Raw genomic sequence first — 22,742 nt, 5'->3', positions numbered from 1 at the left:
CAAAGATAGGACTTTCCGCCGAAATTAACAATTCAAACCCAACAATACGCAACCAACCGTTATGTTTACCGAGAACGCCAACCGGATTTTCAACCGGGCCATTGCCGACTACCACCTCCACGACGATGTGGACCATCCGATTTCGAATCCCTACGAGCCTGCGACGCTCGACCATCTGCTCTACCACAAGAACTGGATTGACACGGTGCAGTGGCACCTCGAGGACATCATCCGCAACCCGGACATCGACCCGGTGGAGGCGCTGGCGCTCAAGCGCCGCATCGACCGCTCGAACCAGGAGCGCACCGACATGGTGGAGTACATCGACTCCTATTTCCTGGAGAAGTACCGCGACGTCAAGCCGCTGCCCGACGCACGGCTCAACACCGAGACGCCGGCGTGGGCCATCGACCGCCTCTCGATTCTGGCGCTGAAGATTTACCACATGGAGCGCGAGACCGAGCGCACGGATGTCGACGAGGCGCACCGCGAGGCGTGCCGCCGCAAGCTCGACGTGCTGCTCACGCAGCAGAAGGACCTCTCGAAGGCCATCGAGGAGCTGCTGGAGGATATCGAGGCGGGCCGCAAGTACATGAAGACCTACAAGCAGATGAAGATGTACAACGACCCGGCGCTCAACCCCGTGCTCTATGGCAAGAAGTAAGCGGCCGGGCCACCTGCTGGTGCTGCGCACCTCGGCCATGGGCGACGTGGCGATGCTGCCCCATGCGCTGCGGGCCTTCCAGTCGGCCTGTCCCGACGTGAAGGTGACCGTGGCGACGCGGCCCCTCTTCCGCCCCTTCTTCGAGGGGCTCGACGTCGACTTCCTGGATGTCGACACCAAGGGGGCCGAGCACTCGCTGCGGGGCATGTGGCGCCTGGCCGCCCGTGCGCGGAGCCTGGGGGTCGATGCCGTGGCCGATGTCCACGGCGTGCTGCGCTCGAAGGCCTTCCGCCTCTCGATGTGGCTGCACGGCGTGCGCGTGGCCCACATCCGCAAGGGGCGCCTGGCCAAATGGATGCGCATGAAGAGCGGCGGCGAGAGCTGCGCCGCGCCGCTTCGCCACACCGTTCTGCGCTACTGCGACGTGATTCGGCGCCTGGGCTTCGACTTCCCGGACCCGACGCCCGCCGTGCGGCAGCCGCGTCCCAACCCCATGGGCGAAAAGCGGGGCGTATGGCTCGGCTTCGCCCCCTTCTCGGCACAGCGCGGCAAGACCTATCCCGAGGATTTGGCCCGTGAGGCGGTGAGGCTGCTTGCGGCGCGCTGCGAGCGGCTCTTCATCCACAGCGGCGGAGGCGCCGAGGCGGAGTTCGCCGCCGAGATGGAGCGGGCCTATCCTAACGTCACGGCGCTCTGGGGCCGGGTGCGTCTGGCCGAGGAGCGCGACCTGATTGCCAACCTCGACTGCGTTGTCTCGATGGATTCGCTGGTCATGCACCTGGCGGCGCTCACCGCCACGCCCGTGGTCTCGGTCTGGGGCGCCACGCACCCCTCGCTCGGGTTCCTCGGCTACGGCACCCCGCCCGAAGGGGTGCTGCAGGCCAACCTCGCCTGCCGTCCCTGCTCGGTCTTCGGCAAGAAGCCCTGCAAGTGGGGTGACTACCGCTGCCTGCGGGCCATTACGCCGCAGATGATTGCCCGGCGGGTCGACACGATGCTGGACCGCACCGGCGAGTAGGCGGGGCCGTCCTGCAAACAAACGCAACCGAGCCTCCGGTGGCTGCTCTCCCCTCTCAATGATGACACCGGCGGCTGAGCTTGTACCGCGAGCGAAGCTGCTGCAATCCTGATACAGAAAAACGCCTTCCGGCCAGACCGGAAGGCGTTTTTTCGTGGCTGCCGCCGGGAGGGTTACTCCTCCTTGACGTAGCGCAGGTTGCTCCCATCGACCACGAGCGTGAGCCGTCCGTCGGCACCGCGGGCGATGAGCCCCTTTTCGGAGAAGGGGATTGTCTGCCCGTTGCCGATGCTCTCGCCCAGAAGCAGAATCCGGCCCCGCTCGCCGGTGAGCGTCCAGCCGCGGTAGCTAAGCGTCGCCATGCGGAGCGAGCGGGCTTCTCCTCCGCACTGCAGTTCGATGCCCATCACCGAATCGGGGGCAATCGGGTCGGGCACGGTCCATCGTCCGACAGCCTCCATGTAGGTGGTGTCGGTCTCGATGCGCGTGGCCTCGATGCCGTCGCAGTAGCTGCCGTGATACTCCACGGCAACGGGGGCTCCGGGGAGCAGCGCCCGTGCGGCATCCGCGGCGTCAAGGTCGGTCGTGAAGGTGCGCGGCTCTTCGCCCGTCGCCGGCTGAACGACGATGCGGCGGTCGCCGACCTCGGCGATGGTGCCCGAAAGACGGGTGGTGGTTCCCGAGCCGCATGCCGTCGTGAGGAGCAGCAGGCCCGTTGCGGCAAGCATCCGTTTCATCCGTTTCATTGCCGTGCCGTTTGGGTTGCCGGCTCCTGTTTTGCCTCGCGGCCCCCTGATGTATGCGTCGATAGCCTTCGCCGCCTTGCGTCCGGCGCCCATGGCGAGGATGACCGTGGCGGCGCCCGTCACGGCATCACCTCCGGCAAAGACCCCTTCGCGCGAGGTGGCACCCTGCTCGTCGGCCGCGATGCAGCCCCGGCGCGTGGTCTCCAGCCCGGCGGTGGTGGCGGCCAGCAGCGGGTTGGGCGAGGTGCCCAGCGCCATGACCACCACGTCGCACGCAATGTCGAACTCCGACCCGGGCTTCACGACCGGCGAGCGGCGTCCGCTCTCGTCGGGCTCGCCCAGCTCCATCTCCACGCAGCGCACGCCGCGCACCCAGCCCTTCTCGTCGGCAAGCACCTCGACCGGGTTGGTCAGCATGCGGAAGAGGATGCCCTCCTCGCGGGCGTGGTGCACCTCCTCGCTGCGGGCCGGCAGCTCCTTCTCCGAACGGCGGTAGACGATGGTCGCCTCGGCGCCCAGACGTTTGGCCGTGCGCACGGCATCCATCGCCACGTTGCCGCCGCCCACGACCACCACGCGCCTGCCCACGTAAATCGGCGTGTCGTACTGCTCGCTGTAGGCCTTCATCAGATTGGTGCGCGTGAGGAACTCGTTGGCCGAGACCACGCCGTTGAGATTCTCGCCCGGAATGCCCATGAAGCGGGGCAGGCCGGCCCCCGAGCCGATGAAGACGGCGTCGTAGCCCTCCTCGCCGAGCAGCGAGTCGATGGTGAGCGTGCGGCCCACAATCACGTCGGTCTCGATTTCGACGCCCAGGCGCTTCACCTCGGCGATTTCGCGCGCCACGATGCGCTCCTTCGGCAGACGGAACTCCGGAATGCCGTACACCAGCACGCCGCCCGCCTTGTGGAGCGCCTCGAAGATTTTCACCTCGTAGCCCGCCTTGGCCAGGTCGCTGGCGCAGGCCAGGCCTGCCGGGCCGCTGCCGATGACGGCCACGCGGTGGCCGTTGCGCTGCGGCGTGCGGAGCGGCTCCTCGTCGGCGTGGTCAAGCTTCCAGTCGCCGACGAAGCGCTCGAGTTTGCCGATGGCTACCGGCTCGGACTTGATGCCCAGGATGCAGGAGCCCTCGCACTGCGTCTCCTGAGGGCATACGCGGCCGCAGATGGAGGGCAGCGAGCTGTCGCGGGCGATGATGTCGGCCGCACGGCGGAATTCGCCGGCGTGCAGCGCGGCGATGAAGTCGGGAATGTCGATGTTGACGGGGCAGGCCGTCACGCAGCGCGGATTGCGGCAGTGCAGGCAGCGCGACGCCTCGAGCATCGCCTCCTCGGCGTTGTAGCCGTAGCAGACCTCGTCGAAATTGGTGGCCCGCACCTGCGGGTCCTGTTCGCGTACGGGTACGCGGGGTATTCGGTTGTTGGCCATGTGGTTCTCTCTTTAGACGTTGCGGCGCACTACTTGTCGAGTCCGATGCGGCACTTGTGGCCCGCTTCGCGCTCGGCGAGGATGGCGGCAGCGCGCGCCTCCTCGCTGCGGTACATGCCCTGACGGCGCATGGCCTCGTCGAAGTCCACCTCGTGGCCGTCGAACTCGGGCCCGTCGACGCAGGTGAAGCGCGTGTGTCCGCCCACCGTCACGCGGCAGGCGCCGCACATGCCCGTGCCGTCGACCATCAGCGTGTTGAGCGACACGGTGGTCTTCAGGTTGTATTTGCGGGTGGCCAGGGCGACGAACTTCATCATAATCATCGGCCCGATGGCCACGCACTCGTCGTATTGGCGTCCTTGCTTCTCGATGAGCTCCTCCAACTGCTGGGTGACCATGCCGTGGAAGCCCTCCGAGCCGTCGTCGGTGGCGATGAAGAGGTTCGTCGCCACGGAGCGCATGACCTCCGTGTAGATGAGCATCCGCGCCGTCTTGGCGCCGATGATGACGTCGGTCAGGGCGCCGTGCTCGTGCAGCCACTTGACCTGGGGGTAGACCGGTGCCGTGCCGACGCCGCCCGCCACGAAGAGGTAGCGTCGTCCGCGCAGCTCCTCGGGGGAGAGGTGGACGAACTCCGAGGGGCGTCCCAGCGGTCCGGCCACGTCGACGAGCGAGTCGCCGGCGTTGTGCTCGCAGATTTTGCGCGTCGAGGCGCCGATGGCCTGAATCACGAGGGTGACGCTCCCCTCGGCGGCATCGTAGCCGGCGATGGTAAGCGGGATGCGTTCGCCGAACTCGTCGGTGCGGACAATGACGAACTGTCCGGGCAGCGCCGCGTGTGCGATGCGCGGAGCCTGGATTTTCATGCGGAAGATGTGCTCCGCCAGTTCGCTCTTTTCAAGAATGGGATACATTATCTATAAAGTATGGGTTTGTGTCACTCCTGGATGATGGCCGTCACGCGCAGCTTGCGCATCGGCCGCACGGGGTCGTTGGTGATGAGCATGAGGTGGCCCACCCGTACGCCGTAATCCGCTCCGGCGGGGTCGAAGGTGACCTCCGTGCGGAGGCTCTCGCCCGGGGCGATGCGCTCTCCGGGGCGGAGCTGCCAGGTGAAGCCCTGCTCCGACTCGACGCAGCGCACCACGAGCGGGGCGTCGCCTCCGTTCGTAAGCACGACCGGCCGCCGCACGGGGCCGCTGCCGTGGCGTACGACGTCGAACTTGAGCGTGTTCTTCTCGAGCTGCGCCCGCGGCCCGGTCTTGCCCGGGGCATATTTTTGGGGCAGGTCCACGCCGATGCCATGCACCACGAGCGGGATGCGCGAGGTGCGGCCGTCGATGCGGATGCCCAGCACGTCGCGCAGCGTGCCGTAGCGGGGCTGCGCCGACGGAATGGTGTATGCAAGGGTGATTACCCCCTCTTCGCCCGGGGCGAGCCGCTGCGGAGCCTCGACGCTCAGCAGGCCGCTCCGCTCCTCGGGCACCAGCTCGAGCGTCACGCTCTTCGGCGCAGTGTTGACGATGCTGACGGTCGACTCCACGCGCCGCCCCTGATAGACATAGGCGAAGGCGCAGAGCCCCGTGTTGAGGCGGATGCCGCTGCCGGCATCGAGCGGATAGCGCTCTTCGACGCTCCGTTCGCGCGGCAGCACGGTGCCCCGGATGCGGAGCACGGCCACCTTCCGGCGCTCGGTCGAGTAGACGCTCAGCTCCTTCGAGAAGGTGCCGGGCCGGTTCGCCGGGTCGAAGCGTACGCCGACGGAGACCTTGGCGCCGGGGAGAATCGGCTGGCGCGAGAATTCGGGCACCGTACAGCCGCACGAGGTCACCACGTCGAGGATGACGAGCGGCTGTCGGCCGGTGTTCTCCCCCGTGAAGGTGTGGCTCACCGGTCCGTCGGCCTCGCGGATGGTGCCGAAGTCCCACTCGGCGGGCGAAAATGCAAGCTGCGACTGAGCCGAGGCCAGCGCCGAGCATAACGCAAAGAGTATAAGCAGTGTAAATCTCCTGAGTGCCATTTCCGGGCGTTTTGGTCCGTTTGCAAAGATATGTTTTTTGCAAAAAAAATCATAAAAAATTTTGCAGGAAAGAAAATTCGCTCTATATTTGCACACCGAAACGAAGAAACAACGTTTTGAAATGCCTGAATAGCTCAGTTGGTTAGAGCACATGACTGTTAATCATGGGGTCCTAGGTTCAAGTCCTTGTTCAGGCGCCAATGCGCGAGGGTTGCGTAGGGTTCTTTCACAAACGCCTGCATGGGTGGCGAAACGGAGATACCGGGAGAGTTCTTCCGCTTCGGAAAGAGATGCCTTTGCAGTCCCAAGCCATTCTTAGGGGAGCTTAGCTCAGCTGGTTCAGAGCGTCTGCCTTACAAGCAGAGGGTCGGGGGTTCGAATCCCTCAGCTCCCACGAAAAACACCATCCGTCGCATGAGGGTGGTTTTTTTATCGACCTTGTGATGAGGTCGTCCACATATTTCGCCGCTTTCCCTTTGTGGAAAGCCTTTCGGGAGCTTAGCTCAGCTGGTTCAGAGCGTCTGCCTTACAAGCAGAGGGTCGGGGGTTCGAATCCCTCAGCTCCCACCAACGAACGAAGACGTTTGAGATTTCTCAAACGTCTTTTTTTGTTTTCGGGTCGGGTCGGTCGGTGCGGGACGAGGTGGTCGGTGCGGGTCGGTACGGGTCGGTGTGGTCGGTGCGGGTCGGGCCGGTCGAGGTGGACGGTGCCGGTCGAGGTGGACGGTGCGGGTCGAGGTGGACGGTGCGGGTCGGTGTGGTCGGTGCCGGCTGGGTCGGTCGGTGCGGGCCGGGTCGGGACGAGGCGGATTGGGCCGGGCCGGCCAGTGCGGGTCGGTTGGTGCGGAACGAGGCGGCGGGCGGGTCTCCGGGTGCGCCACGGCGGAGCTCCGGGCGCACTGCTGCCGTTATCGTGTTATCGTGTGCGCGCCGCTGCGGACAGCCGACTCCGTCCATCTTCCCTTGCCGCCTGCTGCATGCTTTGCTCCTTCCGCGGCTCCAGCATCTTCGGTATCGCTCGTCCCTCGCTCTCTTCTACGCCGCTTACTCTTCGTGCTCTTCGGCGGCCTCGGTGCGGTGCGGGTCGATGAGCAGCGCCTCGAGCGTGAGCTTGGGAACGTAGTGCACCCCGTCGCGGCGGTAGTAGCGGCGGTCGCCGTCGGAGTCGATGGGGGTCAGCTCGATGTGCTCGATGCCCCGCCCGATGGCCAGAATGAGCAGCGGCTCCCACTCAAGAGCGAACTCGCGGCGAATCGCCTCCCGGTCGAAGGCCCCGATGCAGATGCCGTTGAGCCCCAGCTCGACGGCCTGCAGCAGCATGCTCTGGGCCGAGATGCCCAGGTCGATGTCGACGTAGCGGCTCTCGGCCTGCGTCGAGCAGCAGATGATGAAGGCGTTGGGCTCCGTGCCGGGCAGCGGCAGGTGGAGTTCGGGCAGCGCACCGCCCAGACGGATGTGCGGCAGCACGCGCGGCGCCTCGTCGCTCAGCACGGGACGGAAGCGCAGCACCTGCTGGTTGCGGGCCGAGGGGATGCGGGTGTTGACCTCGATGATGCGGCGCAGCTGGTCCTCGCGAACCAGAAAGCCGGAGTCATAGCCCCGGTGGCTGCGGTTCTTCAGCAGCAGGCGGCCGAGCGTCACCACTGGTCTGCGGGCGGCCGTGCCGCCGTTCTGCCGTGCGAAGTACTCCTCCATCTTGCGGCCCAGATAGTTGTCTGCCATGGTCTTCGTGTATTGGTTGTCTTCGGTTGCAAAGGTACGGAATTATTTCCGGACCCGATGCAGCTGTCGCTTCCTGTTACGCATGCCGCACCCCCTGTCTCTTCTCTTCCGCCGCTGCCCCGGACTGCATGACCGGGCCGCACGGAAAAACGGCGGCCCCGCCTGTTGCGGAGCCGCCGTGCGGCGTTTATACCCGGCGGGAGGCTGTCGTGCCGTGCGCTACGACCGGAGGCGGCGTGCCCCTCCGGGGGCGGCTACGGCCTTTCAGCCGCGGGGTCAGCGCTTGTCGTACATCTCAATCGCACCCTCGTAGGTGCCCTCGATGCGGTAGCCCTTGCTCGTCTTGAGCTTGACGTCGAAACTGTAGGTGTCGCCCGTGCGGGTCACGGTGACCGTTCCCGAGCTGGCGAAGCCATAGGTCGAGACCCGCTCTTCGGAGTACTCTTCGCAATAGGTACCCAGCGGCATGGTCGAGTCCAGGAAGCTCTCCTCGTAGCCCGGTATGAGCGTCAGCGCCGCGTTGGTGTCGGCGACGGTGTAGGTTCCCTCGACAATCTGTGCGTCGTCACCCGTGGCGACCAGGAAGTCCACCGAGAGCTTGTGGCCGGCGTCGAGCAGGTAGTAGTAGCCGTCCGAACCGCCGGGTTCGACGTCGTAGAGTTCGACGGTGCACTGGTCGGTCGTCTCGTCGTTGTTGTAGTACTTGGCGATGGCGCGCACGAACGACATGCCGGTGAGCTCCTTCTCGAGCGGCGGGAGGTTCTGCTCCTGCTCCTCCTCGCGGTTTTCGAGCGTCAGCGGACCGGTGTAGCTGCCCGTGAACTCCTCGCCGTCGGTGGTGACCAGCGAGGCGGTGATGGTGTAGGTGCTGCCCGAGAGGCGGACGTCAATCGTACCGTCCTTGAACTCGATTTGGCGGATGCCGCCCTTGCCGTCATTGACGGTGCCGCGGGTCTTCTCGGGGTCGAAGGTGCGCAGGCTCTTGCTCGTGGCATATTTGTAGGCGCCCTGCGTGATTGCGGGGTCGCCCGAGAGCGGCTCGAAGTAGTAGAGGTCGATGCTCAGCGTACGGCCTGCACCGGTAGTGGTGTAGATGCCCTCCTGTTCGGTCGCCTCGCCTTCGGAGAGGACGACGTAGTACTCGGCGTAGTTGTAGCCGGCCGGTACGCCGTAGTAGAAGCCGGCTACCTGACGGTCGAAGGTGGCGGGAGCCGAGGCATCGAACCCCGTGGTCATCTCGATGGTGACCACCTCGGAGCGTTTCGAATCCTTTTCGCCGACGGCCGCAATGAGGTACGTGGTGGCGGGGGTGAGCTCGTTGACCGTGTGCGTGCCGTCGCTCTCGACCGTTGTGCCGCTCCGGAGAATCTCCTCGGCGTCGGGCGTCTGCCCCTGCTTGGGGTTGGCGATGAGCAGGTAGGCGGCGCGGGCACAATCCTGCATCTCGAGCGAGAAGGAGAGGCTCGTGGTCGTCGCCTCGCCGGGCGTCAGCTTCACGGCGGGCTCCGCGTCGGAGGGCGCCGTCGTGGCCGAGGCTGTGGCGACCGAACCGAGGCGGTCGCCCTGCATGGCGACGGCCGAGATGGTATAGGCGGTTTCAGGCAGGAGCCCGTCGACGGTCACCGTCTGGGACTGGCTCACGGGGATGCCCTGAGCCGCGAGCGTCTCGGCCGAAGGTGCCGATTCGGTTGCGGGAAGACAGAGGTAGAAGGCCTTCTCGGCATCGCGGAGCGTGAGCGCGAAGGTGAGCCGGTCGCTCTGAGGGGTGATTTCGCCGATGGCGACGGAGGGGGTTCCGCCCGACGGTTCGGTCTTGTCGTCGTTGCACGAAGCCAATGCGGTCAGCGACACCAGCAGCAGGGCTCTGCCCAGGAGCGAAAAGAGGATTTTTTTCATGGTGATGAGGGGTTAATTGGGTTTTGGGTTGTTGGTTAACAAAAGCAAGGTAGCTGTTTTACAATGAAAAAGCAAATTTTTCGGGTGCGGTTTTTCTGTTTCGGCCCGCCAGCCGCCTCCAGGGCCGTTCGGCACCTGTCGGCACCTGTCGGCACGAAAAAAGGCGGCAGGGAGTCTTCACGACTGCCTGCCGTCCCCGAAGGTTTCCCTTCTGAAAACTACTAACCCAAACTTAATAAATGAAGAAACCTCTCTGCGGTTGCTTAAGCCGCAGTCGTGAAGAGTGGGTGCAAATCGCGTGCAAAACCCGATGCGTGCGCCGCATTTTCCGGGTGCGGAGGGGGCTGCGGGTGCGAATGCGCCCCTGTGGACGACGAATGCGCCCCGCGGAGCAATGGACTGAAGGGCTTTTCCCGGGGCCGTGTTGTCGGCTGTGCTTTTCAGACCGGTTTGCCGGGTGTGTTCCCGGCCTCGTGTCCGGGTGCTTTTTTCGGGACGGTCTTCCGGCAGCTGCCGTTTCCGGGCGGAGCGGGGGTATCCGGAGTCGGCGTGCGCCCGGCGGCGTTGCGCCGTTGAGACCGGTTCCCGAGGGTTGCTGTCCGACAAGCCGCAGCCCGATAAAAAAAGACGGCAGGGAGTCGTCGCGACTGCCTGCCGTCCCCGAAGGTTTCCCTTCTGAAAACTACTAACCCAAACTTAAATAAATGAAGAAACCTCGCTGCGGTTGCTGCTCCGCAGTTGCTTCGGTAAGAGGCAAAGCGCATGCCAAAAGAGAGCCGCCGGCGGAATCGGCTCCGTCGGCGGCTCTTCGCTTCATCATTCGGTCTGCGGCGCCTATTGCGGAACCCTCCGCTCCTGGCCGCGCCTCTGGGCTAATGGAATACGCCCGTGTAGGTCATCGGTGTGAGGGCACGCAGTTCGCGCTTGACCTCCTCGCGCACGTCGAGTGCGTCGATGAAGGCGGCAATCGACTCCCGCGTGATGTGGGTGTTGGTGCGCGTGAGGGCCTTGAGCGCCTCGTAGGGCTTCGGGTAGCCTTCGCGGCGCAGAATGGTCTGGATGCCCTCGGCTACGACCGCCCAGTTGTTCTCCAGGTCGCGCTCGAGCGCCTCGCGGTTGAGGATGACCTTGTTGAGACCCTTCATGAGCGAACGCAGGGCGATGATGGTGTGGCCCATCGGCACGCCGATGTTGCGCAGCACGGTCGAGTCGGTCAGGTCGCGCTGCAGACGCGAGACGGGGAGCTTGCCCGAGAGGTGGGCGTAGATGGCTCCGGCGATGCCGAAGTTGCCCTCGGCGTTCTCGAAGTCGATGGGGTTGACCTTGTGGGGCATGGCGCTCGAACCCACCTCGCCGGCCTTAATCTGCTGCTTGAAGTACTCCTCCGAGATGTACATCCACATGTCGCGGCAGAGGTCCGTCAGGATGGTGTCGATGCGCTTGAGGTTGTCGAAGATGGCCGCCAGGTTGTCGTAGTGCTCAATCTGGGTGGTGTACTGCGAGCGGCTCAGCCCGAGCTTCTCGCCCACGAAGCGGTTGGCGAAGGCGACCCAGTCGTAGTCGGGGTAGGCCGCATGGTGGGCGTTGAAGTTGCCCGTCGCGCCGCCGAACTTGGCCGGCACGGCGATGTCGTGCAGCATGGCGAGCTGCTTCTCGAGCCGCTCGACGTAGACCATGAACTCCTTGCCCAGCGTCGTCGGCGAGGCGGGCTGTCCGTGGGTGCGGGCCAGCATCGGCACGGCGTGCCACTCCTGGGCCATGGCGGCGAGCTTGTCGCGCACCTCCTCGATGGCGGGGTAGTAGACCCCGGCGAGCGCCTCCTTGAGCGAGAGGGGAATAGCCGTATTGTTGATGTCCTGCGAGGTGAGGCCGAAGTGGACGAACTCCTTGTAGCGCTCCAGACCCAGCGCATCCATCTTCTCCTTGAGGATGTACTCGACGGCCTTGACGTCGTGGTTGGTGACCGCCTCAATCTCCTTCACGCGCTCGGCGTCGGCCGGCGAGAAGTCGCGGTAGAGGGCGCGCAGCGCGTCGAACTTCGTGTGGTCAATCTCCGCAAGCTGCGGCAGCGGAAGCTCGCACAGCGCGATGAAGTACTCCACCTCGACGCGGATGCGGTACCGGATGAGTGCCTGCTCCGAAAAATAATCGGCCAGTTTTTCCGTTACATTACGGTAGCGGCCGTCGATGGGCGAAATGGCAGTGAGTTTGTTGAGCATGGGTATCTGTTGTTTTTTTGGTTTTCGGCGATGTCGTTTCGGGCGTCCGGGCCGCGGGGCGGCGGCCGCCGCCTGAGGAAGCCGATGCACGGCCGCTTGTACGGAGGTGCCGGCCTGCGGGCGGCGCAGCCCGATTTCCGGCACCAAATTTACGACATTTAATTGAATTACGCATAATTTTCCTACCTTTGTAGGGTTGAAGAACTTATATTTCGAAACGATGGGATTTCTGACCGCAATCATAGACGCGCTGGCCGAATTCGTGCGGCGCAACCCGATTTTCACGCTCATTGTCGTGGTGCTGGCACTCACGGCGCCCGCTCTTCTGAAGGGCATCGCCCTCTTTGTGCTCTACCTCGTGCTGGGCTTTCTGGTGCTTGTCTTCCTGGTGTCGCTTCTCTTCAGATGGCGCATCCGCCGGGTGCAGCGTCAGATGGAGGAGCAGTTCGGTGCGGGCGGCTTCGGCGCCGGTTACGGCAGCGGGCGCGGAGCCCGTACCGAGGGGAGCAGCCGGCAGCAGGAGGGCGAGGTGAAGGTCTACCGCACGAGCGAAACGCCCGAGAAGCGGGTCTCCGAGGACGTGGGCGACTACGTGGAGTTCGAGGAGACGAAGGGGCCGCGCGCATAGGCAGTCGCGTAGGCGGCGTACGAGGCTTCGGCGCGCCGGGGCTGACCTCCGCCCTGCTGCGGGGCGGAGGACTGGAGCAACGCTCCGTTGCGAAGCCGCCGGCTGGGTCCGTGCGGCGGCGATTGCGCCTCCCGAGGCAAATCTTCGGCCGGATTTGTTGGGCACTTGCCCGATAATTTCGTACCTTTGCGCCATCGGATTCATTCATTCAAAATCGATAGCCCCTTGTTGCAGCTCTTCGAATATATAGGCCGCTACTTCCAGCTGATGGGCAAGGTCTTCTCCCGCCCGGAGAAGGCCGCCATCTACCGCCGGCGCATCATCTACGAAATGGAGGCGCTGGGGTTGAACTCCATCGGTCTGACGGCCATCATCTCAGTCTTCATCGGCGCGGTCATCACGCTGCAGATGTGCATCAACCTTGACTCGCCCTTCATCCCGCAGTCGCTCATCGGCTACGCCACACGCGAGACGATGATTCTCGAATTCTCGTCGACGGTCGTGGCGCTCATCCTCTCGGGCAAGGTGGGGTCGAGCATCGCTTCGGAAATCGGCACGATGCGCATCACCGAACAGATTGACGCGCTGGAAATCATGGGCGTCAACTCGGCCTCGTACCTCATCCTGCCCAAAATCGTGGCGGCGGTCCTCTTCTTCCCCTTCCTGACGATTCTGAGCATCGGCATCGGCGTGGCGGGCGGATGGATGATTGCCTGGGCGACGGGCATCATGATTCCCGACGACTACATCGAGGGCCTGCTGCTCGACTTCAAGCCCTACTCGATTGTCTACTCGCTCATCAAGACGACCGTCTTCGCCTACATCATCACCTCCGTCTCGGCCTTCTACGGCTACTACGCCAAGGGCAACTCGCTCGAGGTGGGCGCCGCCTCGACGCGCGCCGTGGTCGTGAGCTCGGTGGTCATCATGATATTCAACCTGATTCTTACGCAGATTCTGCTGATATGATACGCGCCGACCACATCACCAAGACGTTCGACGGCCGGACGGTGCTCGACGACATCACGGTCGAGTTCGAGACGGGCCGCACCAACCTCATCATCGGGCGCAGCGGCTCGGGCAAGACCGTGCTGCTCAAGAGCCTGGTGGGGCTGCACGAGGTCGATTCGGGCTCCGTGTGGTACGACGACGTGAACTTCACGCAGCTGGGCTTCCGCGAGCGCAAGCGCATCCGCAAGGACATCGGCATGATTTTCCAGGGCGGGGCGCTGCTCGACTCCTCGACGGTCGAGGAGAACGTCAAGCTGCCGCTCGACCTCTTCACCGAGCAGTCCGAGCGCGAGAAGCTCGAGCGGGTGAACTTCTGCCTGCAGCGCGTGCGGCTCGAGGATGCCAACCGCCTCTACCCGGCCGAGCTCTCGGGCGGCATGATCAAACGCGTGGCCATCGCCCGCGCCATCGTGCTCAACCCCCGCTACCTCTTTTGCGACGAGCCCAACTCGGGCCTCGACCCCCAGACCTCGATTGTCATCGACAACCTGATTCACGAAATCACGCGCGAATACAACATCACCACCATCATCAATACGCACGACATGAACTCGGTGATGGAAATCGGCGAGAAAATTGTATACATCCACGAAGGACGCAAGTGGTGGGAGGGGACCAAGGATGAGATTCTCCAGGCCGACAACCGCGAACTCAACGACTTCGTCTTCGCCTCGGCCATGGCCAAGCGGGCCAAGGAGGCGGCACGCTGAGGCGGGCCGCGAAACGGGGAGGGGGAGAGCGTGCGTCCCGTTGAGGCGTGGATGCGCTCCCCGCGGGCGTCTGTCCGCTCGCTGGCCCCGCCGGGACGGTCCGCAGCGGCCGTTGCGGGGTGACAGCCGGCTGCCGGAGAGTGCAAGTGAAGCCGGTTGTCGGTTGCCGGAGGGCGGTTGTGGGACCGATTGCCGGCTGCCGGAGGTCGCGTGTGCGGCCGATAGCCGGTTGAGGTGCTCCCCGCAGGCGACCGGCCGCCGGCCGAGGGACCAAAAAAAATGATTTTTATTTGCGTAATTTTGCCAAAGTGTGTAATTTTGCGCTCGGAAAATAAAGGATGTTTTCAGTTATTAACCAATAAATCAAAAAACTATGTCTCAGATTAAGATTGGTATCAACGGCTTCGGTCGTATCGGTCGTATGGTTTTCCGTGCTGCCTGCACGCAGACCGACAAGTATGAGATTGTCGGCATCAACGACCTCTGCCCGGTAGACTACCTGGCTTACATGCTCAAGTACGATACGATGCACGGCCAGTTCAAGGGCACCATCGAGGCTGACGTCGAGAAGAGCCTGCTGATTGTCAACGGCCACGCCATCCGCGTCACCGCAGAGAAGGACCCCGCAAACCTGAAGTGGAACGAGGTAGGTGCCGAGTACGTAGTAGAGTCGACCGGTCTGTTCCTGACCGAGGAGAAGGCCAAGGCTCACCTTGCAGCCGGTGCCAAGTACGTCGTAATGTCGGCTCCTTCGAAGGACGCTACCCCGATGTTCGTATGCGGTGTGAACACCGACACGTACGCAGGCCAGAAGATTGTTTCGAACGCTTCCTGCACCACGAACTGCCTGGCTCCCATCGCCAAGGTGCTCAACGATAAGTTCGGTATCACGGACGGTCTTATGACCACCGTTCACTCGACCACGGCAACGCAGAAGACCGTAGACGGTCCCTCGATGAAGGACTGGCGTGGCGGTCGTGCCGCTTCGGGCAACATCATCCCCTCGTCGACGGGTGCCGCCAAGGCCGTAGGTAAGGTTATTCCTTCGCTGAACGGCAAGTTGACGGGTATGTCGATGCGTGTTCCGACCCTCGACGTATCGGTTGTCGACCTGACGGTCAACCTGGCTAAGCCGGCCAAGTACGAGGAGATTTGCGCCGCCATGAAGGAGGCTTCGGAAGGCGAGCTGAAGGGTGTTCTGGGCTACACGGAGGATGCAGTCGTATCGTCCGACTTCCTGGGCGACCCCCGCACCTCGATTTTCGACAAGGCTGCCGGTATCGCTCTGACCGACACCTTCGTGAAGGTCGTTTCGTGGTACGACAACGAGTGGGGTTACTCGAACAAGGTGCTCGACCTCATCTCGGTCATGAAGGCCTACAACAAGTAATCGAACTCCGATTCGATAATCGGGAGGCTCCGGAGAACCGGAGCCTCCTTTTTTTGTGCCTGCGCGGAAGGGCATAGGTGGCTTCGAAGGTTGTTGGAGGGCGTTGGCGGGAGTGGGTGGAGAGGGGAGGCGGATGCCGGGTTTCTTTTTTTGTGCCGGTGCAGGGGGGCAGACGGGTTTGGCAGGAGCGGAGTTCCCTGGCTGTGGATGGGATGTGTGGAGCGCGGCGGATGCGCGCCTCTTTTTTTGTGTCCGTTTCGGCAGGTGCGGACGGGTTTTCGAGGTCGATAGTGAGCGAAGTCGCTGCGATGCGGCGTCTTATTTTTTGTGCCCGTTTCGGCAGGTGCCGGGCAGGGTGTGCGTGTGGGATGGGTGGGATGGATGCGTTGGATACGGCACCGCGCTGAATGTGGAGAGGCGGGACGGAATGGTTAGCCGGGGCGCAGCGGACGAATGGGGGCTTGCTCTGCCCGGAAGGGTAGCGTGCGGCGCAAAAGCCCCGAACCGACAGACCCGGCGTGGCCCGTTATAGCCCGTTATAGCCCGGCAGGGGCCGATGCCCTCTCCGTATGGTTACTCCACTCCGGCGGCCGAGACCTTCAGCTCGATGGAGGCTCCCGACCACTGATTGATGGTGCGGCGCTCCTTCAGCAGTCGCTTCCCGTTGCACTCGATGAGCAGGTCGAGCGGAAAGGGCTTCGTGGCCTCGATGTCGTTGCTTGCGGGCAGCGTGTGGGGGATGATGTAGATGTAGAGCAGCAGATGGTCGCAGACCGGGGCCTCGAGCACCGCCCGGCGGTCGGGCGTTATGCCGGAGGGGGGCGTCGTGAGGTTGCTCCCCACGTCGGCCACGCGCGACTCGGCCGTCGTGAATCCGATGCGGTTGCCCGCCGGGCCGAAACAGCCGCACATGAGTTCCACGTTGTAGCGCCACCACTCCTCGTAGGGGCTGCTCACCTCGATTCGATACCCTTTTTCCGTTGCCATCCTTGCAGTTCTTATTCCGGGAACAAAGATACGAAAAGGCAAACGCAAAAATTCCTGCTCGCATAAGATTTTTGCCCGGTGTTCCGGCTTCCCGGCTTCCCGGCTTCCCGGCTTCCCGGCCGTCCGCTGTTCCAGCGTTCCGGCGTTCCGGCCGTCCGCTGTCCCGCCAAACTCCGGCCCGGGAGCGCCAAAGCCCCATCCTGCTTCCACCCTCCGACCACCGGAGCCCCACCGGAGTTCCATCGGAGACCCATCGGAGCCCATCGGAAACCCTGCCGAGGCTGCCGGAAAGGGTTGGCGGGCCGTTTTGCTCCATCCGCCGCCCCTTTGCGGGCGGCATCCGTCCCCCGGCGTCGGCAGCCCCGCAATGCAAAACTCCATCAAAATCTTTGCAATTCTCTGAATTATTAGTAACTTTGCGCACTAAATACGCTCAGATGGAGGTTCGAATGGACGATACGAAAAGGTTCGTGATTGCCTACAAAGGGTTGAAACCGGGGCAATACACGTTCCATTTCGAGGTGGACGGCGGGCTCTTTGCGGCCTACGAAAACTCCGAAATCAAGGACGGACACTGCCGGGTCGAGGTCGTGATGACCCGCTTGGAGCAGCTGCTCGACCTCGATATCGCCATTGCCGGAAGCGTAGTGGTTGCCTGCGACCGTTGCCTGGAGGATTGCGAGATTCCAATCGACTATCGCGGCCACCTTGCCGTGAAGTTCTCGGACGAGGTGCAGGAGTACGACGGCGAGGTGCTCTGGCTCTCCCCCTCGGAGGGCGAGGTGGACCTTACGCAGTACATCTACGAGAGCATCGTCCTTGCGCTGCCCTACCAGCGGGTGCATCCCGAAGGAAAGTGCAACCCCGAGATGATGGCCCGCTTCAGGATTGTCTCGGGCGAGGAGTTCGCCGCGCTGGAGGCCGAAGCCGAGCAGCAGGCGCCTCCCGAGGGCGAATGGGCCAAGCTGGCCTCGCTCAAGGAGCGCATGGAGCGCGAGGAGTTGGAGGCGCAGAAGGAGGCTCTGGCCGAGGAGCTCACATCCGAGGCGGAGGAGTGCGAGGAGGCCCTGGCCGACGGGGATGAAGAGAAGAAACTGTGAAAGAAGCAGAAAAAGGATACGTTAAACTTATAATTCATACAGTAAAATGGCACATCCTAAACACAAAATCTCGTCGACGCGACGTGATAAGAGAAGAACTCACTACAAGGCCGTAGTTCCTACGGTGGTTACCTGCTCGAACTGCGGTGCAGCCGTGCTCTACCACCGGGTTTGCCCCGAGTGCGGTTTCTATCGCGGAAAGCTGGCTATCGAGAAGAAGGCCGCTGAATAGGCGGCGGGAAAAGAGTGCATTGCGGACAATGCCCTCTTTTTTCGCAAGATAAACGCCCCGTCGGAACGGTACGGGGTGGGCGTGTCTCCGTCGCGGACCGGTTTTTTGCAGTCGGGTCGCGGTGGTGCGCGTTGCGTCCTGTGAGGATTCTTCGGGGAGACGCGGCGCCGGGCGTCGGGAGCTCCCGCAAACAATGAAGTTCAACCAAATCTTGGAAACTATGTTAAAGATTGGTGTAGATGCCATGGGCGGCGATTTCGCCCCCGAGGCTGCGGTCAAGGGAGCCGTCATGGCCCTCGGAGAGCTCGGCGCGGATTGCCGCATCGTGCTGTTCGGCGACCGCGAACGGATTCTGGCCGTCCTGGCGGCCGAGGGATGCCCGGCCGAGAAGTTCGACATCGTACCCACCACCGAGGTTATCGAGATGGGCGACCATCCGGCGAAGGCCTTCCAGACGAAGACCGATTCGAGCATCACGGTGGGCTTCGGCTACCTGGCCAAGGGCGCGATTCAGGGCTTCGCCAGCGCAGGCAGCACGGGCGCGATGATGGTCGGCTCGATGTATGCCGTCAAGCCGATTGAAGGGGTCATCCGTCCGACCATCTCGTCGGTCGTTCCGACCATCTCGGGCCGTCCGACGCTGCTGCTCGACGTGGGGCTCAACGTGGACTGCAAACCCGAAGTGCTGGCGCAGTACGGCGTCATTGGCTCGATTTACGCCGAGGCCGTGCTGGGCATCGAGTCGCCGCGCGTGGCGGTGCTCAACATCGGCGAGGAGGAGGCCAAGGGCAACGCCCAGACGAAGGCCACCCACGAGCTGATGAAGGCCGAGGGCGAGGCGGGCAAGTTCCGCTTCGTGGGCAACATCGAGGCTTCGTACATCTTCACGGGCAAGGTTGCCGACGTGATTGTCTGCGACGGTTTCGTGGGCAATACGGTGCTGAAGATGGCCGAAGGGCTCTATCGAATCAACAAGGCTCTGGGTGTGGACAACCCCTTCTGGAACTCGATGAACTACGAGATGGTGGGCGGCACGCCCGTGCTGGGTGTCAACGCTCCGGTCATCATCGGCCACGGATGCTCGACGCCGTTGGCAATCAAGAACATGATACTCTCGACCGTACGGTGCGCCGAGGCGGATTTGACGGGCAAGCTGAAGAGTGCGTTTAACAACTAACCATTAAAGAAAATTATCGATGGCAAAGATAACAGCTGCGATTACGGGTGTCGGCCAGTACCTGCCGGATTACATCCTGACGAATGAAGAATTGAGTAAGATGGTCGACACCTCCGACGAGTGGATTATGTCGCATATCGGCGTCAAGACGCGCCACATCCTCAAGGGCGAGGGCGTGGGCACCTCCTACATGGGTGCGCGCGCCATCATCAACCTGCTGGACAAGACCGGCGTTGACCCGATGGACATCGACCTGGTGATTTGCGCCACGGTGACCCCCGACATGTTCTTCCCCTCGACGGGCAACCTCATCGCCGACCAGGCGGGCTGCAAGAACGCCTTTGCCTACGACGTGTCGGCTGCGTGCAGCGGTTTCCTCTTCGCACTGACCACCGGAGCCAAGTTCATCGAGACGGGCTCGTGCAAGAAGGTGGTGGTTGTCGGCGCCGACAAGATGTCGTCGATTGTCGACTATACGGACCGCTCGACCTGCCCGATTTTCGGTGACGGTGCGGGTGCCGTGCTGCTCGAGCCCAATACGGAGGGGCTGGGCGTCATCGACGAGATTCTCCACTCGGACGGCTCGGGCGAGCTGCAGCTCTACATGAAGGCGGGCGGTTCGCGCTATCCGGCCTCGATTGAGACGGTGCAGAACAACTGGCACACGATTACGTGGGACGGCCACGCCGTCTTCAAGGCTGCCGTTTCGAAGATGGCCGACGTCTCGGTTGAGATGATGGAGCGCTACAACCTGACGGGCGACGACATCCGCTACCTGGTGCCTCACCAGGCCAACCTGCGCATCATCGACGCCACGGCGCGCCGCATGGGTATCACCAAGGACAAGTGCATGATTAACATCGACCGCAACGGCAACACCACGGCCGCAACGATTCCGACCTGTCTGTACGACTACGAGAAGGAGCTGCGTCCGGGCGACAACCTCATCCTGTCGGCCTTCGGCGGCGGATACACCTGGGGCGCCATCTACGTGAAGTGGGCCTACGACGGTTCGAAGGCCTGAGCCACGATCCAATCGATTTGAATGCAGGAGCTCCGGAAACGGGGCTCCTGCGTCGTTTTCGGCGGGACGTTTCAGTTCCCGTTCGGAATTCAGCGCTATCTTTGCAGAAGAATAAACTGGTAATACGATGAAACTGCTGATTGTCGAGGATGAACCCTCGTTGCGTGAGATTATGGTGCGGACGCTCCGCGGCGAGCGTTACGTGGTGGAGGAGGCTGCCGACTACGCCTCGGCGCTGGCCAAGCTGGAGGACTACGACTACGACTGCATCCTGCTCGACATCATGCTGCCGGGCGGCAGCGGCCTGCGGCTGCTCGAGCGGCTCAAGGAGTTGCGCAAGAGTGCGGGGGTGATTATCATCTCGGCGCGCGATTCGCTCGACGACAAGGTCGAGGGGCTCGAGCTCGGGGCCGACGACTACCTGGCCAAGCCGTTCCACCTGGCCGAGCTCTCGGCCCGCATCCGGAGCGTCATCCGCCGCCACCAGCGCGACGGTCAGGAGAGCCTCGACGCCGGCAACGTGCGCCTCTTCCCCGACCGGCAGCGGGTCGAGGTGGCGGGCCGCGAGGTGGAGCTGGTGCGCAAGGAGTACGACATCCTCCACTACTTCATGAGCCGCCCGGGACGCATGGTCAACAAGGCGACGCTGGCCGAGGCGGTCTGGGGCGACCACATTGACCAGAGCGACAACTTCGACTTCGTCTACGCCCAGATGAAGAACCTGCGCCGCAAGCTGGCCGACGCCGGGGCCGATATCGAACTGAAGTCCATCTACGGCTTCGGCTATAAACTCGTCACGCGATGAAGCTCATCAACCGCATCATCCTCCACATCTCGTGGGTGCTCACGCTGCTGCTGGCGGCGTGGGCCTCGCTCTTTTACTTCGCGATGGTCGACGAAATCAACGACGAGGTCGACGATTCGCTGGAGTTCTACTCCGAGATGCTCATCACGCGTTCGCTTGCCGGCCGCGAGCTCCCCTCGTCGAGTTCGGGCAGCAACAACAGCTACTACCTGCGCGAGGTGACGTCTGACTATGCCGACTCGCACCCCAGTGTGGCCTACAGCGACGAGGAAATCTACATCCCCGAGATGGAGGAGAGCGAGCCGGCCCGCGTGCTGCGGACCATCTTCGAGGACTGTGACGGGCGGCTCTTCGAGCTGACGGTCCTCACCCCCTCGTTCGAGAAGGATGACCTGCTGGAGACGATTCTCTGGTGCATGGTGTGGCTCTACCTGCTGCTCCTGCTGACCATTCTGCTGGTCAACGTGCTGGTGCTCCATCGGATTCTGCGCCCGCTGTACGCCCTGTTGCGTTGGCTCGACAGCTATACGGTAGGCCGCGCCAACGAACCGCTGGACAACGACACGCGTGTTCCCGAGTTCCGCCGGCTCAACGAGGCGGCCATTCGCAATGCGGCGCGCGCCGAGTACCTCTTCGACCGCCAGAAGCAGTTCATCGGCAACGCCTCGCACGAGATGCAGACGCCGCTGGCCGTCTGCCGCAACCGGCTCGAGATGCTGGTCGACACGACCGAGCTGAGCGAGGAGCAGATGGGCGAAATCTTCAAGGTGCAGCAGACGCTCGACTATCTGGTGCGGCTCAACCGCTCGCTGCTGCTGCTCTCGAAAATCGAGGGCGGGCAGTTCCCCGAGTGCGAACAGGTCGACTTCAACGCTCTGGCGCGCCGTGCGGCGGCCGATTTCGGCGAGCTCTATGCCGCGCGCCGCATCCGCATCGAGCTCCGCGAGGAGGGTGCGCTGCACTTCCGGATGAACCCCTCGCTGGCGGCCAGCGTGGTGAACAACCTGCTCAAGAACGCCTGCGTCCACGGCGGCGAGGGGGGCGAGGTGGAGGTTACCCTCACGCGCCGCAGCCTGCGTGTGGCCAACACGGCGACGGGCGGACCGCTCGACGGCGAGCACATCTTCGAACGCTTCTACCAGGGGACGAAGAAGGAGGGTTCGACCGGGCTCGGCCTCTCGATTGTCGATGCCGTCTGCCGGCTCTACGGGCTCCATTGCTCCTACGCCTTCGTCGGCGGGCGCCACACCTTTACCGTCGATTTCCCGCAGTAGCCGGCGGCCCCTGTTTCGGAAACTTTGCCCCGGCAACGGATGAATGAACCGTTGCCGGGGCATTTTTTTGGCCGTTCTGTACTTTTTTTTCGAAAAAACGGCAGGTTGTTCGCAATTTCAAATTCATTTCAGGTTTGCTTCCCAACTTTGCATCGTGATTCAGTGACAAACTCCGTAAAACAGATTCCGACGATATGAAAAAACTGGCATCCCTTTTGGCTCTGGTGCTCCTCCTCGCGGGAGCGACCCCCGCTCTGGCGGGCGACGACCGTCCCATTGCCTATGAGAAGCTCCCCGCCACGGCGCGGCAATTCATCACCGCCCACTTCGCCGATACGCGCCTCTCCTATGCGAAGGTCGACTCCGAGTGGTGGGACACCACCTACGAGGTGGTCTTCATCGACGGCCGCAAGGTGGAGTTCGCGCGGGACGGCTCGTGGCGGGAGGTCTCGTGCAAGTACGCCGAGGTCCCGGCCGGGATTATCCCCCCGGCGATTCGCGACTACGTGGCCTCGTCCCACCCCGGACAGAAAATCATACAGATTGAGCGCGACCGCCGCACCTGCGAGGTGAAGCTCGACGGAGGTCTTGACCTGACCTTCGACCGCGACTACCGCCTTATCGGCATCGACGACTGATGCCACCCTTGTAACACACCAAACAACAAATCAACAACCGAAAACAAAAAACG

20 protein-coding genes, 3 tRNA genes and 1 pseudogene are annotated in these 22,742 nt (G+C 63.2%); 16 read left to right on the top strand and 8 right to left on the bottom strand.

The features are described from left to right. Positions 1–61: 61 nt before the first annotated feature. Complete coding sequence (locus C8267_RS05850; RefSeq protein ID WP_106633997.1) at positions 62–664, top strand: DUF4254 domain-containing protein; 603 nt, start codon at positions 62–64, stop codon at positions 662–664. Continuing rightward, entirely contained in the window at positions 651–1,682 is a 1,032-nt protein-coding gene (locus C8267_RS05845; RefSeq protein WP_234025706.1) for a glycosyltransferase family 9 protein, read from the top strand. The genes C8267_RS05850 and C8267_RS05845 overlap by 14 nt, the downstream gene beginning before the upstream one ends. 173 nt (positions 1,683–1,855) lie before the next feature. Here the strand turns inward: C8267_RS05845 and C8267_RS11030 are convergent, their stop codons facing one another. From C8267_RS11030 to C8267_RS05830, 4 genes and pseudogenes are all read right to left on the bottom strand, one after another. Beyond that, a complete protein-coding gene (locus C8267_RS11030) occupies positions 1,856–2,143 on the bottom strand; it encodes a lipocalin family protein (protein WP_262494567.1) in 288 nt (95 codons plus the stop codon). Between the two features lie 330 nt (positions 2,144–2,473). Then, a pseudogene (gltA, locus tag C8267_RS05840) lies at positions 2,474–3,856 on the bottom strand (NADPH-dependent glutamate synthase); the annotation flags it as partial. 29 nt (positions 3,857–3,885) lie between these two features. After that, entirely contained in the window at positions 3,886–4,770 is an 885-nt protein-coding gene (locus C8267_RS05835) for a sulfide/dihydroorotate dehydrogenase-like FAD/NAD-binding protein (RefSeq protein ID WP_106633996.1), read from the bottom strand. 23 nt (positions 4,771–4,793) lie between these two features. Then, the gene (locus C8267_RS05830; RefSeq protein WP_106633995.1) at positions 4,794–5,876 is read right to left on the bottom strand and encodes a DUF1573 domain-containing protein; all 1,083 of its coding nucleotides are present in this window, start codon (positions 5,874–5,876) and stop codon (positions 4,794–4,796) included. A 123-nt stretch (positions 5,877–5,999) separates the two neighbouring features. On the opposite strand from C8267_RS05830, the gene C8267_RS05825 reads away from it, so the two are divergent. The 3 genes from C8267_RS05825 (at position 6,000) to C8267_RS05815 (ending at position 6,446) form a co-directional block, all read left to right on the top strand. Further along, a tRNA-Asn gene (locus C8267_RS05825) sits at positions 6,000–6,076 on the top strand. Positions 6,077–6,195: 119 nt separating this feature from the next. Beyond that, a tRNA-Val gene (locus C8267_RS05820) sits at positions 6,196–6,270 on the top strand. A 98-nt stretch (positions 6,271–6,368) separates the two neighbouring features. Next, positions 6,369–6,446: transfer RNA gene (locus C8267_RS05815), tRNA-Val, on the top strand. A 474-nt stretch (positions 6,447–6,920) separates the two neighbouring features. Here C8267_RS05815 and C8267_RS05810 read toward each other — a convergent pair. The 3 genes from C8267_RS05810 to purB all read right to left on the bottom strand — a co-directional run bounded on the left by C8267_RS05810 (position 6,921) and on the right by purB (position 11,713). Then, the gene (locus C8267_RS05810) at positions 6,921–7,598 is read right to left on the bottom strand and encodes a nitroreductase family protein (protein WP_087361698.1); all 678 of its coding nucleotides are present in this window, start codon (positions 7,596–7,598) and stop codon (positions 6,921–6,923) included. 276 nt (positions 7,599–7,874) lie between these two features. Continuing rightward, on the bottom strand, positions 7,875–9,494 hold the full coding sequence (locus C8267_RS05805; protein WP_106633994.1) for a hypothetical protein: 1,620 nt from the start codon (positions 9,492–9,494) through the stop codon (positions 7,875–7,877). An 872-nt stretch (positions 9,495–10,366) separates the two neighbouring features. Continuing rightward, positions 10,367–11,713, bottom strand: coding sequence for an adenylosuccinate lyase (purB, locus tag C8267_RS05800; RefSeq protein WP_087361696.1), 1,347 nt, complete (start codon positions 11,711–11,713; stop codon positions 10,367–10,369). A 220-nt stretch (positions 11,714–11,933) separates the two neighbouring features. Between purB and C8267_RS05795 the strand changes: the two genes are divergently transcribed. The 4 genes from C8267_RS05795 to gap all read left to right on the top strand — a co-directional run bounded on the left by C8267_RS05795 (position 11,934) and on the right by gap (position 15,452). Beyond that, on the top strand, positions 11,934–12,341 hold the full coding sequence (locus C8267_RS05795) for a DUF4834 family protein (RefSeq protein WP_087361724.1): 408 nt from the start codon (positions 11,934–11,936) through the stop codon (positions 12,339–12,341). A 225-nt stretch (positions 12,342–12,566) separates the two neighbouring features. After that, positions 12,567–13,310 (top strand): MlaE family ABC transporter permease, encoded by a 744-nt coding sequence (locus C8267_RS05790; RefSeq protein WP_106633993.1) that lies wholly within the window; start codon positions 12,567–12,569, stop codon positions 13,308–13,310. Next, positions 13,307–14,062 (top strand): ABC transporter ATP-binding protein, encoded by a 756-nt coding sequence (locus tag C8267_RS05785; protein WP_087361694.1) that lies wholly within the window; start codon positions 13,307–13,309, stop codon positions 14,060–14,062. Before C8267_RS05790 ends, C8267_RS05785 begins: the two co-directional genes overlap by 4 nt. Before the next feature lie 373 nt (positions 14,063–14,435). Further along, a complete protein-coding gene (gene gap, locus C8267_RS05780; protein ID WP_087361693.1) occupies positions 14,436–15,452 on the top strand; it encodes a type I glyceraldehyde-3-phosphate dehydrogenase in 1,017 nt (338 codons plus the stop codon). 573 nt (positions 15,453–16,025) lie between these two features. Here the strand turns inward: gap and C8267_RS05775 are convergent. Next, the gene (locus C8267_RS05775; RefSeq protein WP_087361692.1) at positions 16,026–16,439 is read right to left on the bottom strand and encodes a hypothetical protein; all 414 of its coding nucleotides are present in this window, start codon (positions 16,437–16,439) and stop codon (positions 16,026–16,028) included. Positions 16,440–16,876: 437 nt separating this feature from the next. On the opposite strand from C8267_RS05775, the gene C8267_RS05770 reads away from it, so the two are divergent. The 7 genes from C8267_RS05770 (at position 16,877) to C8267_RS05740 (ending at position 22,689) form a co-directional block, all read left to right on the top strand. Beyond that, positions 16,877–17,539: a YceD family protein gene (locus C8267_RS05770; protein WP_317046025.1), complete on the top strand. Its 663-nt coding sequence runs from the start codon at positions 16,877–16,879 to the stop codon at positions 17,537–17,539. Positions 17,540–17,585: 46 nt separating this feature from the next. Further along, complete coding sequence (gene rpmF, locus C8267_RS05765) at positions 17,586–17,771, top strand: 50S ribosomal protein L32 (protein ID WP_019131261.1); 186 nt, start codon at positions 17,586–17,588, stop codon at positions 17,769–17,771. Between the two features lie 220 nt (positions 17,772–17,991). After that, on the top strand, positions 17,992–18,948 hold the full coding sequence (locus C8267_RS05760) for a phosphate acyltransferase (RefSeq protein ID WP_087361690.1): 957 nt from the start codon (positions 17,992–17,994) through the stop codon (positions 18,946–18,948). Positions 18,949–18,967: 19 nt separating this feature from the next. After that, complete coding sequence (locus tag C8267_RS05755; protein ID WP_087361689.1) at positions 18,968–19,972, top strand: beta-ketoacyl-ACP synthase III; 1,005 nt, start codon at positions 18,968–18,970, stop codon at positions 19,970–19,972. A gap of 127 nt (positions 19,973–20,099) precedes the next feature. Further along, positions 20,100–20,777, top strand: a complete 678-nt coding sequence (locus C8267_RS05750) for a response regulator transcription factor (RefSeq protein ID WP_106633991.1) — start codon at positions 20,100–20,102, stop codon at positions 20,775–20,777. Next, a complete protein-coding gene (locus C8267_RS05745) occupies positions 20,774–22,051 on the top strand; it encodes a sensor histidine kinase (RefSeq protein WP_106633990.1) in 1,278 nt (425 codons plus the stop codon). Before C8267_RS05750 ends, C8267_RS05745 begins: the two co-directional genes overlap by 4 nt. Positions 22,052–22,245: 194 nt before the next feature. Continuing rightward, positions 22,246–22,689 carry a PepSY-like domain-containing protein gene (locus C8267_RS05740; protein WP_106633989.1) on the top strand — a complete coding sequence of 148 codons (444 nt, stop codon included), beginning with the start codon at positions 22,246–22,248 and terminating at the stop codon, positions 22,687–22,689. Positions 22,690–22,742: the final 53 nt, after the last annotated feature.

This window comes from Alistipes sp. Marseille-P5061 (assembly GCF_900290115.1).
GTDB lineage: Bacteria > Bacteroidota > Bacteroidia > Bacteroidales > Rikenellaceae > Alistipes > Alistipes excrementigallinarum.
The sequence above is the reverse complement of the archived record's forward strand: the minus strand, read 5'-3'. Positions and strand labels throughout refer to the sequence as shown.